14 protein-coding genes and 1 tRNA gene are annotated in these 12,008 nt (G+C 71.7%); 2 read left to right on the top strand and 13 right to left on the bottom strand.

Annotated features, from left to right (window positions below):
• Window positions 1-75: 75 nt before the first annotated feature.
• The 3 genes from AB0L56_RS23190 to AB0L56_RS23200 are packed head-to-tail and all read right to left on the bottom strand — an operon-like array spanning window position 76 to window position 3,442.
• Window positions 76-960 (bottom strand): SDR family oxidoreductase, encoded by an 885-nt coding sequence (locus AB0L56_RS23190; RefSeq protein WP_365425883.1) that lies wholly within the window; start codon window positions 958-960, stop codon window positions 76-78.
• A complete protein-coding gene (locus AB0L56_RS23195) occupies window positions 957-1,886 on the bottom strand; it encodes an alpha/beta hydrolase (protein ID WP_365425885.1) in 930 nt (309 codons plus the stop codon). Before AB0L56_RS23195 ends, AB0L56_RS23190 begins: the two co-directional genes overlap by 4 nt.
• Complete coding sequence (locus AB0L56_RS23200; RefSeq protein ID WP_365425887.1) at window positions 1,883-3,442, bottom strand: NAD(P)/FAD-dependent oxidoreductase; 1,560 nt, start codon at window positions 3,440-3,442, stop codon at window positions 1,883-1,885. The genes AB0L56_RS23195 and AB0L56_RS23200 overlap by 4 nt, the downstream gene beginning before the upstream one ends.
• 177 nt (window positions 3,443-3,619) lie before the next feature.
• Here AB0L56_RS23200 and AB0L56_RS23205 point away from each other — a divergent pair, with 177 nt between their 5' ends.
• A complete protein-coding gene (locus AB0L56_RS23205; protein WP_365425975.1) occupies window positions 3,620-4,240 on the top strand; it encodes a MerR family transcriptional regulator in 621 nt (206 codons plus the stop codon).
• Between the two features lie 21 nt (window positions 4,241-4,261).
• On the opposite strand, the gene AB0L56_RS23210 is transcribed toward AB0L56_RS23205, so the two are convergent.
• Complete coding sequence (locus AB0L56_RS23210; RefSeq protein WP_365425889.1) at window positions 4,262-5,074, bottom strand: exodeoxyribonuclease III; 813 nt, start codon at window positions 5,072-5,074, stop codon at window positions 4,262-4,264.
• 50 nt (window positions 5,075-5,124) lie between these two features.
• On the opposite strand from AB0L56_RS23210, the gene AB0L56_RS23215 reads away from it, so the two are divergent.
• Complete coding sequence (locus AB0L56_RS23215) at window positions 5,125-5,601, top strand: GNAT family N-acetyltransferase (protein WP_365425891.1); 477 nt, start codon at window positions 5,125-5,127, stop codon at window positions 5,599-5,601.
• Window positions 5,602-5,614: 13 nt separating this feature from the next.
• Here AB0L56_RS23215 and AB0L56_RS23220 read toward each other — a convergent pair whose 3' ends face one another.
• From AB0L56_RS23220 to galU, 9 genes are all read right to left on the bottom strand, one after another.
• The gene (locus AB0L56_RS23220; RefSeq protein ID WP_365425893.1) at window positions 5,615-5,941 is read right to left on the bottom strand and encodes a hypothetical protein; all 327 of its coding nucleotides are present in this window, start codon (window positions 5,939-5,941) and stop codon (window positions 5,615-5,617) included.
• Window positions 5,938-6,285 (bottom strand): hypothetical protein, encoded by a 348-nt coding sequence (locus AB0L56_RS23225; RefSeq protein ID WP_365425895.1) that lies wholly within the window; start codon window positions 6,283-6,285, stop codon window positions 5,938-5,940. Before AB0L56_RS23225 ends, AB0L56_RS23220 begins: the two co-directional genes overlap by 4 nt.
• Window positions 6,286-6,449: 164 nt before the next feature.
• Window positions 6,450-6,523 (bottom strand) — tRNA-Ala (locus AB0L56_RS23230).
• A gap of 68 nt (window positions 6,524-6,591) precedes the next feature.
• Window positions 6,592-7,779 (bottom strand): gephyrin-like molybdotransferase receptor GlpR, encoded by a 1,188-nt coding sequence (gene glpR, locus AB0L56_RS23235; RefSeq protein ID WP_365425897.1) that lies wholly within the window; start codon window positions 7,777-7,779, stop codon window positions 6,592-6,594.
• A gap of 171 nt (window positions 7,780-7,950) precedes the next feature.
• The gene (locus AB0L56_RS23240) at window positions 7,951-8,604 is read right to left on the bottom strand and encodes a GNAT family protein (RefSeq protein ID WP_365425899.1); all 654 of its coding nucleotides are present in this window, start codon (window positions 8,602-8,604) and stop codon (window positions 7,951-7,953) included.
• Between the two features lie 26 nt (window positions 8,605-8,630).
• The gene (locus tag AB0L56_RS23245; RefSeq protein WP_361027632.1) at window positions 8,631-9,173 is read right to left on the bottom strand and encodes a MogA/MoaB family molybdenum cofactor biosynthesis protein; all 543 of its coding nucleotides are present in this window, start codon (window positions 9,171-9,173) and stop codon (window positions 8,631-8,633) included.
• The gene (gene moaC, locus AB0L56_RS23250; RefSeq protein ID WP_365425901.1) at window positions 9,170-9,682 is read right to left on the bottom strand and encodes a cyclic pyranopterin monophosphate synthase MoaC; all 513 of its coding nucleotides are present in this window, start codon (window positions 9,680-9,682) and stop codon (window positions 9,170-9,172) included. The genes AB0L56_RS23245 and moaC overlap by 4 nt, the downstream gene beginning before the upstream one ends.
• A gap of 86 nt (window positions 9,683-9,768) precedes the next feature.
• A complete protein-coding gene (gene glp, locus AB0L56_RS23255; protein ID WP_365425903.1) occupies window positions 9,769-11,091 on the bottom strand; it encodes a gephyrin-like molybdotransferase Glp in 1,323 nt (440 codons plus the stop codon).
• A complete protein-coding gene (gene galU, locus AB0L56_RS23260) occupies window positions 11,088-11,999 on the bottom strand; it encodes a UTP--glucose-1-phosphate uridylyltransferase GalU (protein ID WP_361027642.1) in 912 nt (303 codons plus the stop codon). Before galU ends, glp begins: the two co-directional genes overlap by 4 nt.
• Between the last annotated feature and the right edge of the window lie 9 nt (window positions 12,000-12,008).

Here is a 12,008-nt window from a genome sequence, read left to right on the forward strand (position 1 = left end):
GGTGGTTCACTCCCGTGTGGGGTGGGGGAACTTGCCCCACCAGATTCACACGGGCCGTCACCCTGCGCATGTCGATCACTTACGCACGGTAGCGCGATGCTGTTCGTCGGCGTTCCCCCCGGCCCCGACCAGCCCCTTGCGGACCACGTCGAGCCGGTCGGCGAACCGCCTCATCTCCCGTTGCCCCACGGTCCCGATGACCGCCGGGAGGTACCCGCGCACCCCCTGCATGCCCCGCAGCCACCACTGCCCGTACACATGGCCCGACCGCCGCTCGATCCCCGCCACCAGCCGGTCCACGGCGGGCCCCAGCGGGTACGTCTTGTTGGACGGCCACGGCAGCCGCTGCCGCAACTCCCGCATCACATCGTCCTGGTCGGCTCCGCGCACCATGTCGGTGTCGGTCCACGACAGATAGCCGACGCCCACCCTGACGCCCCGGTAACCGACTTCGGCGCGCAGGCTGTGCGCGTACGCCTCCACACCGGACTTGGAGGCGCAGTACGCCGTCATCATCGGCGCGGGGGTGATCGCGGCGAGGGAGGCTATCTGGAGCAGATAGCCGCGGCTCTCGACGAGCAGCGGCAGGAACGCCCGTGCGGTGACCGCCGATCCGATCAGGTTCACCTCGATCACCCGCCGCCAGGACTCCGGGTCGGAGTCGGCGAACGGACCGCCCATGGCCACACCGGCGTTGGCGACCACGATGTCCACCCGGCCGAAGCGCTCCCGCACCTCGCCGGCGACCCGGGCCATCGCCTCGTGGTCGGTGACGTCCGCGTACCAGTGGTCGCTGTCGCTGTGCAGCCGCGAGGAGACGTCCTTCAGCGCGTCCGGCTCCAGCCCGACCAGCGCCACCTTCACCCCGCGCGCGGACAGCTTGCGGGCCAGCAACTCCCCGACGCCGCGCGCCGCTCCGGTGACGACGGCGACCTTTCCTTCGAGACTGACCCTGCTCATGCGCTCTCCTCGACGGCGGGTTCGGCGTGGATGTGGGCGGCGGCCAGCGCCCGGATCTTCCCGGTGACCAGGTCGGGCGCCTCGACCGGCGTCATATGGCCGATCCCCGGCAGCTCGGTGAGGCCGAGGCACTCCGGCAGCGCGGCGGCCAGCGTCCGGGCGTGCACGGGCGGGGTGAGCCGGTCCGCCGTACCCACGATGATCTCGGTGGGCACGCGCAACTCCGGTACCCCGTGGTCGAGATCGAGCTCGCCGAGGACATGCGACCAGGCGTGACGCACCCCGCGCGGGCAGGCGTGCACGATGCGGGCGCAGGCCTCGACCATGTGCGGCGCCGAAGCGGGGCCCATCGTGGCGTACTTGAGGATCCGGCGGGCCATCGGTGTGACCGGTCCGAGCGGTGCCCGGGAGCCGAGGACGCGGTGGGTCAGCCAGGTCCGCACCCGTCCCGGCCGCATCGGCAGCACCGTCGCCTCGTCCACCAGCCGCGAACTGCCGGTGCTGCACAGCAGGGCGGCGGCGGCGTGCTCGCGGAACGCGGGCCGGGCGGACGCGGCCATCACCGTCATCCCGCCCATGGAGTGCCCGGCTATCACGGCCCGCTCCCCGGGCGCGAGGGTGGCGGTGAGCACCGCCTCCAGGTCGTCGGCGAGCGCCCGGGTGCTGCAGTCCGGGTGCGCGGGCGTACGTCCGTGGCCGCGCTGGTCGTAGGCGATGACCCGGTGGTCGACGGCCAGTTCGCGGATCTGTGCCGCCCAGAAGGCGGTCGAGCAGGTCCAGCCGTGGGCGAGCACGACCGCGGGCGCCCGCTCGGGTCCGTGCACCTCGACGTGCAGCCGGGCGCCGTCGGCGGAGAGGGCGGTCAGTTCGCGGGCGGCGGCGGGCGGGGCGTACGGCCCGGAGGTGACGTGGGTGAGGCGGCTCATGCGGTGATCTCCGTGTTGTCCCTGGTGGGCTCCGGCCGGGCGGGGGCGGCGCGCAGAACGGCGTACTCGGCGAGGTCCACGTGCCGCGTCTCGCGCCGGAACTCGGCTGTCGTCCCCGGCCAGATGGTGGTGTTGCGCCCGCTCGCGTCGAGGTACCAGCTGGTGCAGCCGCCGGTGTTCCACACCGTGCGCTTCATCCGCTCCTGCACCCGGTGGTTCCAGGCGCGTACGGCGCTGGGGCGGGCGTCGAGGGCGACCCTGCCTCCCCCAGTGCCTTGAGGGCCTGGGGGGACCCCCAGGACGTCCAGCTGGCGCAGATAGTCGGCCAGGTAGTTCAGCTGGGACTCGATCATGAGGATCATGGAGGAGTTGCCGAGGCCGGTGTTGGGCCCGATGACCGTCATCCAGTTGGGGAACCCGGCGGCGGCCGCGCCGCGCAGCGCCTGCATCCCGCCCGCCCAGGCCTCGGCGAGGGTCTTCCCGTCGGCCCCGACGACCCGCTCGGCGATGGGCATGTCGGTGACATGGAAGCCGGTCCCGAACACGATCGCGTCGACCTCGGCCTCGGTCCCGTCGGCGGCCACGACGGTCGACCCGCGCACCTCGCTCAGCCCGCTCCCGACGACGTCGACGTTGGGCTGCGCGAGCGCCGGGTAGTAGGTGCTGGACAGCAGGATCCGCTTGCAGCCGATGCGGTAGTCCGGCGTGAGCGTGGCGCGCAGGGCCGGGTCCTTGATGGCGCGGGCCATGTTGCTCTTGGCGAGCCGCTCGATGAGGCCGAGCTCGCCCGGGTGCTTGGTGAACGCCTGGACCTGCAGTTCCCGTACGCCCCAGAGCAGTCCGCGGCGGATCTTGGTGGTGAAGGGCAGGGTGCGGTGCAGGGCGCGCTCCGCACCGGTGATCGGCCGGTCGACGCGGGGCAGGACCCAGGCGGGCGTGCGCTGGAAGAGGGTCAGCCGCGACACGAGCGGCTGGATCGACGGCACGATCTGGATCGCGGACGCCCCGGTGCCGATCATGGCGACCCGCTTGCCGCGCAGGTCGTAGTCGTGGTCCCACCGGGCGGAGTGGAACACCTTGCCGGGGAAGGTGTCGAGCCCGGGGACGTCCGGCAGCTTCGGCTCGGACAGCGGTCCGGTGGCGGAGACCACCACATCGGCGCTGAGGTTTCCGCTGGTGGTCTCGATGTCCCAGCACAGCCGCTCGCCGTCCCACACCATCCGCTTCACCTCCGAGTCGAAGCGCAGGTGCGGGCGCAGGCCGAAGACGTCGGTGACATGCTCCAGGTAGGCGCGGATGTGCTCCTGCCCGGAGAAGGAGCGGGGCCAGTCGGGATTGGGCGCGAAGGAGAAGGAGTACAGGTGCGAGGGCACGTCGCACGCGCAGCCGGGATAGCTGTTGTCGCGCCAGGTGCCGCCGACGCTGCCCGCCCGCTCCAGGATGACGAAGTCGGTGATCCCCTCACGCCTCAGCCGGACGGCGGCCCCGAGGCCGCCGAAACCGGACCCGACCACCGCCACCCGTACATGCTCGTGCTCGTGCTCGTGCTCGGCCATCCCGAAGCCTCCACGCATCGCTCAGAACCCTGCCAGTGACCACTGGCGCAATGGGGAGAGTAGAGCAGCTCCGTACTGATCGGTAGGGGGCGTGCGAGGAAACTTACCGCCGGTACGCCCTAGGCTTCAGACGTGGCAGCAGACAGCGAAGGACCCGGCGAGCGGCGCGAGTACCGCATGGAGGAGCTGGCCAGGCTGGCCGGCATCACGGTGCGCACGCTGCGGTTCTACCGCGAACGCAAGCTGATCCCGCCACCGCGCCGCGAAGGCCGTATCGCCTGGTACGACGACCAGCACCTCGCCCGGCTGCGCACCATCACCGCGCTGCTCGAACGCGGCCACACCCTGAACGGCATAGCGGAGCTCGCCGAGGCCTTCGACCACGGCCGCGACGTCGGCGACCTCCTCGGCATGGACACCCCCACCGAGGAGACACCGGTCCGCCTGACCCCCGAGGAACTGGCCGACCACTTCTCCGGCGAGGTCACCCCGGAGAACCTGGCCGCCGCACTGGACCTCGGCTACCTCGGCGTCGACGGCGAGGAGATCGTCCACATCAGCCGCCGCCTGCTCGACGTGTCGTCGGCCCTGGTCCGCGAGGGCATTCCGCTCGCGGAGGTGCTCCGCACCGGCGCGGAGGTCCGCACCCACGCCGACGCCCTGGCCAACCTCTTCGCCGACCTGATCCTCCGCCACGCCCCGGAGGAAACCCTCCACCGCCTACGCCCCCTGGCCCGCAGCGTGGTCGACGCAGAACTCTCCCTCGCCCTGGACCGCCGACTGCGCAAGCAGACCTAGGCCGCCCCCTCGGCGTCCGCGTCAGCCCGCCGCCCGCTCGTAGACCACCGTCACCGGCGCGTGGTCCGACCACCGCTCGGCATGCGTGGCGGCTCGCTCGACGTACGCCTTCACCGCGCGCCGCGCGAGCCCCGGCGTCGCCATCTGATAGTCGATCCTCCACCCCGTGTCGTGGTCGAACGCCCGCCCCCGGTACGACCACCACGAATAGGGCCCGTCGACGTCCGGATGCAGCGCCCGCACGACATCGACATACCCGCCGTCATCCGGATCGAGCACCCGGGACAGCCACTCCCGCTCTTCCGGCAGGAACCCGGAACTCTTGGTGTTCCCCCGCCAGTTCTTCAGGTCGGCCTTCTCATGGGCGATGTTCCAGTCGCCGCACACGAGGACTTCGCGACCCTCCTCGGCAGCCCGCTCCCGCAGCCCCTTGAGGTAGGCGAGGAACTCGCCCATGAACCGCACCTTCTCGTCCTGCCGCGCGGTCCCGACCTCCCCGGACGGCAGATACAACGAGGCAACCGTCACACCCGGCAGATCCACTTCCACATACCGCCCACTGCCGTCGAACTCCTCCGACCCGAACCCGATCCGCACGCGGTCGGGCTCACGCCGGCTGTACAGCGAAACACCGGCCCGCCCCTTCGCCGCGGCGGGAGCATGCACGACATGCCACCCCTCGGGCTCCCGCACCTGCTCCGGCAACTGGTGGGCCTCCGCCCGCACCTCTTGCAGACAGATCACATCGGCGGAGGTCCCGGCCAGCCACTCCACGAAACCCTTCTTGGCGGCGGCCCGCAGCCCATTGACGTTGACGGAGGTCACAGTAAGCATCAGGGCACGATACGACACTCCATGTCCGCGCATGTTTTACCGTAATCGGCATGGAAATCCGCCCGGTCCCCTACGACCACCCCGACGCCGTGAAGCTGGACGCCGAGGTCCAGGCCGAATACCACGTCCGCTACGGCGACGGCGGCGACTCCACCCCCATGCACCCGGCGGACTTCATGCCCCCCAACGGCGTCTACCTGATCGCGTACGACGAGGCCGGCGTCCCCGTGGCCTCCGGCGGCTGGCGCGTCCAGGACGCCAACGGCGAGGGCAACCGCGACGGCGACGCCGAGCTCAAGCGCATGTACGTGATCGAGCAGATGCGCGGCCGGGGCCTCGCCCGCCGCATCCTGGCCGCCCTGGAGCAGGACGCCCGCGCGGCCGGCCGCACCCGCATGGTCCTGGAAACCGGCACAAAGCAGCCCGAGGCCATCGCCCTCTACACCTCCAGCGGCTACGAGCCCTGCGAAAAGTTCGGCTACTACCGCCACCACGAGGAAAGCCGCTGCTACGCGAAGACGCTGTGAGACCAGGGACAGGTCATTGCCAGAAGACCTCTTCCACGACGATCTGCGGGTCCTCCACACGCCGGACAAACGTATGGCGCAGCCAGCCGTGCCCATGGCCGAAGAAGAAGATGCGAGGGCCCTTCGGAACACTGGACTGGATCGGCCGGACCTTCATGCCATCGGGAAGGTCCGCGTCCGTGTCGACGCCCCGAAAGTACGGGTCCTTCGCCGTAACGGGTTCCGCACGCACGGCATCGACCGTCTTCCGCACATGCTCGGGCAAGGTGTCGCGAACGGCCTGGGCCTTGAGTGTCCAGTCCATCTGCCACGGCGGTCCCATGAATCCGTCGTCCGTCACTGGCCGGGCTCCAGCCGCTGCACCTCGTACCGGATATGGGAGGCTTCTTCCAGGAGCGCCTTGGCTTCGGCGATGTCGGTCGACTCGGCCGCACGGTGGTGCAGATCAGCCATGTGGGCGTCGAGTTCCCGATCGCGTGCGATCGCATACTCACCCCACCAGCGGGCCATGAACGCAGGCACCGTGCTGACGTCATACGCGTCCGCGACGGCCCACTTCCAGTGCTCGTCGAAGTCCGGAAGAAGCTGGGGCGCATGCTGAACGATGGCGGCACGCAGCGCCTTCGGGTTCCGCTCGGGCATGGGCGGAACGGACGGTGTCGGTTCTGCGGCGTGTGCGGTCATGACCGGGGGTACTCCTTCGTGCTCCTTCGGTGCACCGTTGCTACGACGATAGCCCGCCTCGATGCCCTCGGTGAGCCGTTCGACGCCGGGTCCGAGCCCGGTATGCGGGGCGCCGGCAATACGAAGAAGCCCCCGCCGATTTCTCGGCGGGGGCTCAGCTGCGGTGGACCTGAGGGGATTTGAACCCCTGGCCCCCTCGATGCGAACGAGGTGCGCTACCGGACTGCGCCACAGGCCCTTGCAACGAGTGAAACTTTAGCATCCCGATCCGGGTGCTCGGAAATCCGTTGCCGGTGGGGCCGGGGGCTACTCGTTGGCGGCCTTCGGGCGGTCGGCGTCCTCGTACTGGTCGAAGAGCGGGGTGCGGCCGCGTTCGCGGGAGCGGCGGGCGGAGGCCGCGCGGCGGGCGTCGGTGCGCTCGTCGGCGGGAGCGGGTTCCGGGTCCGCCTCCTCGGCCGGGGCGGCCTCCTCCGCGGGTACCGGGCTCGAGCGGGCCGAGCTCCAGGTGTCCGGGGCGCCGAGGTCCACGTCGCTGGTGGCGCGGGGGGCGACCGGGGCCGTGACGTAGGTGGGGAGCGGGACCGGGACGGGGTCCCAGCTGTCGCCGCCCTGGCCGGGGCGGCGCTGCCGCTCGCGCTGCTGGTCGACCCACTCGGCGTGGTCGGTCTGCTCGACGAGTGCGCGCCGGTCCGCGGCGAGCGCGGTCAGGCCCGGGTCGGCGACGGCTCCGGCTTCCGGCCCCTCCGGTTCGTCGGGGTTGGCGTCGTCGACGGCCGGGCGGCGGCGCGGCTGGCGCTCGCGCTCGCGCAGCCGCTGGGCCGCGGCCTCGGCCTGGCGGCGGTCCATCTGGTAGGCGAAGCGGCGGCGCTCCTGGGAGCGCAGATAGGCGATGTACGCGCTCAGCAGCACGGCCGGCACACCGGGCGCCCAGAGGAAGGCGAGTCCGCCGATCGCCGCGACGACCGCGCCGAAGGTGAAGGCGACGAAGAGGAGTGTCGTGGTGCGCCGGCGGCGGGCCAGTACCTTGGAGCGCCGGGCGCGCGCGGCCGCGGCCTGCGCCGCGCGTGCTTCGGAGGCCCGGCGGGCGGCCGGAACGCGTGCCCGCGCGGGGGCGGGTTCGGGCGCACGCCGTTCCGCGCGTTCGCGTGGCGGCCGGCCGGGCGCCGGTTCCGGGCGCTCTTCGGGGGCGGACGGAAGGGGCGCCCGGGTCTGCGGACGGGTCTGGGACACGGCGAAGGCCCGGACGTCCACCGAGTCGGTGATCGCATCCGGGTCGTGGACGCCCTGCTCCCCCTCGTCGGTGGAGCGCGCCCGCAGGTCCTTGGCGTACCGGCGCTCCATGCCCGCCCGTCCGGACAGCAATCGGATGGCGGTGCTGAAGCGTTCCGTCGGACGGGCCTCGTTCAGCTCGTCCTGCCTACGGAGCCACATCGGCACCAAGTAGGCGGCCCAGGCCCCGACGATGACTGCGTAGATGAGGCCGCTGCTGCTCACGCCTCACACGGTAGAGGGGTTTGGCGCGGGCCATCCGCCAATTGGGCCGGTGTGTCGCACGATCCGGCTGATATTTCGAACATTTTTTGTGACGGCCGGGTTCAGGAGGCCTCCTGAACCGGAATTCCGGGCTCGAAGACGGTCATCCCGCGCTTAAATTCGAACGTTTATTCAATTTCCCGGTCCATGCGCGATTCCCCGGTTGTGCCGGTCGTGTCCGGGCAGCTCGCGGCCGGACCGCTCCTGAGAGCGTGCCCGGTGCCACCGGGCGAGCAAACCGCCGGGGACTTCCTCCGCGGTGAGCGCGAAGACGAGATGGTCCCGCCAGGCGCCGTCGATGTGGAGATACCGGGGCCGCAGCCCTTCCTCGCGGAATCCGAGTTTCTCCACGACCCTGCGGCTCGGCATGTTCTCCGGGCGAATGCAGATCTCGATGCGGTGCAGTCCGACAGTGCGGAAACAGTGGTCCACGACCATCGCCACGGCCGTCGGCACCACTCCGCGTCCGGCCACGGCCTCGTCCACCCAGTAGCCCACATGGCCCGAGCACATCGACCCCCAGGTGATCCCGGCCACCGTCAACTGGCCGACGAGACGCCCCTGGTACTCGATGACGAACGGCAGCATCCGGCCCGCGTTCGCCTCGGAGCGCAGATGGCGGACCATCTGCCGGTAGGTCGGGCGATGGGTGATCGGGCCGCTGGGCGTGGGCGGCGGGATGGTCGCCTCCCAGGGCCGCAGCCAGTCCCGGTTGCGCCGGTTGACCTCGCGCCAGGCCTTCTGGTCGCGCAGCTTTATCGGCCGGAGGACGACGTCGCCGTCCACCAGCTCGACCGGCCAGTGTGGGCTGTTCAGCTCGCACCCCCGCCGCCGGCGTCCGGCCTCGGGTGGTCCCCGCCGCGCAGCTGGTCCACGGCGTGCTTCAGCAGCGGCTCCAGGACGGCGAGCCCGTCCTTCACGCCGCCGGAGGACCCGGGCAGGTTGACGATCAGGGTCTTGCCCGCGACCCCGGCGAGGCCCCGGGAGAGGGCGGCCGTGGGCACCTTCTCCCGGCCGTACGCCCGGATGGCCTCGGCGATGCCGGGGACCTCGTGGTCGATCACCCGGCGGGTCGCCTCGGGGGTGCGGTCGGTGGGCGAGATGCCGGTGCCTCCGGTGGTGACGACGACGTCGTACCCGGCGTCGGCGGCGGCGCGGAGGGCGGCTTCCACGGGCTCGCCGTCGGGGACCACCTGGGGGCCGTCGACCGCGAACCCGAAGCGCTTCAGGCCGTCCGAGATCAGCGGGCCGCCCTTGTCCTCGTAGACCCCGGCGGCGGCCCGGTTGGAGGCCGTGATCACCAGCGCGCTGTACGGAGCGGACAGCGCGCCGCCGGCCGCCGCGTCGAGCGTCATGACCGGCTCCAGTCGCCCGACTTGCCGCCCGTCTTCTCCTCGACCCGCACGTCCGTGATGACCGCCTCCTTGTCGACCGCCTTGACCATGTCGATCACGGTGAGCGCGGCGACCGACACCGCGGTGAGCGCCTCCATCTCGACACCCGTGCGGTCCGTCGTGCGCACGGTCGCCGCGATCTCCACGGCGTCGTCCGCGACCGACAGGTCCAGTTTCACACCGGAGAGCGCCAAGGGGTGGCACAGCGGGATCAGGTCGGGGGTGCGTTTGGCGCCCATGATGCCCGCGATGCGCGCGGTGGCCAGCGCGTCTCCCTTGGGGACGCCCTCGCCGCGTAGCAAGTCGATCACGCGCGGGGAGACGAGGACGCGGCCGGTGGCCCGCGCGGTGCGCGCGGTGACGGACTTCTCGGACACGTCGACCATGCGAGCGGCGCCCGCCTCGTCGATGTGGGTCAGACGTTGCTGCTCGGAGGGTCCGGGGGTCGCCCCCCGGGAAGGCACGGTCATGATCGTGTGGCGCTCCCGGTCCTGGCCCCGCGCGGTGCGGCGCACGGGCCTGCTGTGCGCGACACGGTACCGCCAACCGGTTCTGCTCAGCCGAGCAGGATCACCTCGACCTCGGTGCCGGGCGTGACGGACTCGACGTCCTCGGGGACGACGATCAGCGCGTCGGCATGTGCCAGGGCGGCCACGAGGTGCGATCCGGCGCCGCCCACGGGCGTCACCGTGCCGTCGGTGTACCGGCCGCGCAGGAACTGGCGGCGGCCCTTCGGCGAGGTCAGGGCCCGGTCCGCGGTGAGCTTCGCGCGGACCCGCGGCCGGTGGACGTCCGGCAGGCCCATCAGGGTGCGGATGGCGGGGCGGACGAACAGCTCGAAGGACACGTAGGAGGAGACCGGGTTGCCGGGCAGGGCCAGCAGCGGGGTGTGGTCGGGGCCGAGGGAGCCGAAGCCCTGGGGCTTTCCCGGCTGCATCGCGAGCCTCCGGAAGTCGACGCCGCTGCCGGGTTCGTCCTCGTCGGCCGCGTACGACAGCGCCTCCTTGACGACGTCGTACGCCCCCACGCTCACGCCGCCGGTGGTGACCATCAGGTCGGCGCGGACCAACTGGTCCTCGATGGTGTCCCGCAGGGTCGCGGCGTCGTCGGCGACGGCGCCCACGCGGTAGGCGATCGCGCCGGCGTCCCGCGCGGCGGCGGTGAGGGCGAAGCTGTTGGAGTCGTAGATCTGACCGGGGCGCAGTTCCTCGCCGGGCTGGACGAGTTCGCTGCCGGTGGAGAGCACCACCACGCGCGGGCGCGGGCGCACGCGTACCGTGCCGCGGCCGATGGCGGCCAGCAGGGAGATCTGCGGCGGGCCGAGGACGGTGCCGGCCTCCAGCGCGCGGTCGCCGGCCTTGACGTCGCTGCCCTGGGCGCGCACATGCGCGCGTGCCGCGGCCGGACGGTGCACCGCGACCTGGCCGGTGGCGCCGTCGGGGGCCAGGCTGCGGGCGCGCATCCCGGCGGCCGGTCCCCCGCCGAGGCCGCCGTCGGTCCACTCGACGGGCACGACGGTCTCGGCGCCGGGCGGGAGCGGGGCGCCGGTCATGATGCGGGCGGCCTGGCCGGGGCCGACGTGCACGAGGTCCCCCTGGCCGGCGGCGACGTCCCCGACGACCTCGAGGGACGCCGGGTACTGCTCGCTGGCGCCCGCGATGTCCGCGACCCGCACCGCGTACCCGTCCATGGAGCTGTTGTCGAACGGGGGCAGGGACACCGGGACCGTGATGTCCTCGACCAGGACGCAGCCCTGGGCGTCGAGGAGCTGCAACTCGATGGGTTCGAGGGGCCGGACGGTCGCGAGGATGTCGTCCAGGTGCTCGTCCACCGTCCAGAGGTGGTCCGGGCCTGCGGTGCGGGGCGCGGCGGTGCTCAACGTTCCTGCATCTCCTCGGTGACATAACGGTGGAGCCAGGTCCGGAAGTCCGGGCCCAGGTCCTCACGTTCGCACGCGAGACGGACAATGGCACGCAGGTAGTCGCCGCGGTCGCCGGTGTCATAGCGGCGGCCCTTGAAGACGACGCCGTGCACCGGGCCGCCCACCTTCTCGTCGGCCACGAGCTGCTGGAGGGCGTCGGTGAGCTGGATCTCGCCGCCGCGGCCCGGCTCGGTCTTGCGCAGTATGTCGAAGATGGCCGGGTCGAGGACGTAGCGGCCGATGATGGCGTAGTTCGAGGGCGCGTCCTCGAGCGCCGGCTTCTCGACCAGACCGCCGACCTTGACGACGTCGGAGTCCGCGGTGGCCTCGACGGCGGCGGAGCCGTAGAGGTGGATCTGCTCGGGGGCCACCTCCATGAGCGCGATGACGCTGCCGCCGTGCTTCTGCTGGACGTCGATCATGCGCTGGAGCAGGGGATCGCGCGGGTCGATCAGGTCGTCGCCGAGGAGGACGGCAAAGGGCTCGTGGCCGACATGCGGCGCGGCGCACAGCACGGCGTGGCCGAGGCCCTTGGGGTCGCCCTGGCGGACGTAGTGCATGGTGGCCAGGTCACTGGACTCCTGGACCTTGGAGAGGCGGTCGGCGTCGCCCTTCTTCTGAAGGGCGGACTCGAGTTCGTAATTGCGGTCGAAATGGTCCTCCAGCGGCCGTTTGTTGCGGCCCGTCACCATGAGGACGTCGTCGAGACCGGCGGAGACGGCCTCTTCGACCACGTACTGGATCGCCGGCTTGTCGACGACCGGCAGCATCTCCTTGGGAGTGGCCTTGGTGGCCGGCAGGAACCGGGTGCCGAGACCGGCTGCGGGGATGACAGCCTTGCTGATCCGAGGGTGTGACTGTGACATGCCGGACAC

Origin of the sequence: Streptomyces sp. NPDC052079, from assembly GCF_040680275.1 — a bacterium.
Taxonomy (GTDB): domain Bacteria; phylum Actinomycetota; class Actinomycetes; order Streptomycetales; family Streptomycetaceae; genus Streptomyces.

Coding starts and splice junctions, on each gene's coding strand:
- AB0L56_RS23215 (WP_365425891.1), top strand. CDS start 5,125: ATGGAAATCCGCCCGGTCCCCTACGACCACCCCGACGCCGTGAAGCTG.
- AB0L56_RS23210 (WP_365425889.1), bottom strand. CDS start 5,074: ATGCTTACTGTGACCTCCGTCAACGTCAATGGGCTGCGGGCCGCCGCC.
- galU (WP_361027642.1), bottom strand. CDS start 11,999: ATGTCACAGTCACACCCTCGGATCAGCAAGGCTGTCATCCCCGCAGCC.
- AB0L56_RS23225 (WP_365425895.1), bottom strand. CDS start 6,285: ATGACCGCACACGCCGCAGAACCGACACCGTCCGTTCCGCCCATGCCC.
- AB0L56_RS23190 (WP_365425883.1), bottom strand. CDS start 960: ATGAGCAGGGTCAGTCTCGAAGGAAAGGTCGCCGTCGTCACCGGAGCG.
- AB0L56_RS23205 (WP_365425975.1), top strand. CDS start 3,620: ATGGAGGAGCTGGCCAGGCTGGCCGGCATCACGGTGCGCACGCTGCGG.
- AB0L56_RS23245 (WP_361027632.1), bottom strand. CDS start 9,173: ATGACGCTCGACGCGGCGGCCGGCGGCGCGCTGTCCGCTCCGTACAGC.
- AB0L56_RS23195 (WP_365425885.1), bottom strand. CDS start 1,886: ATGAGCCGCCTCACCCACGTCACCTCCGGGCCGTACGCCCCGCCCGCC.
- AB0L56_RS23200 (WP_365425887.1), bottom strand. CDS start 3,442: ATGGCCGAGCACGAGCACGAGCACGAGCATGTACGGGTGGCGGTGGTC.
- moaC (WP_365425901.1), bottom strand. CDS start 9,682: ATGACCGTGCCTTCCCGGGGGGCGACCCCCGGACCCTCCGAGCAGCAA.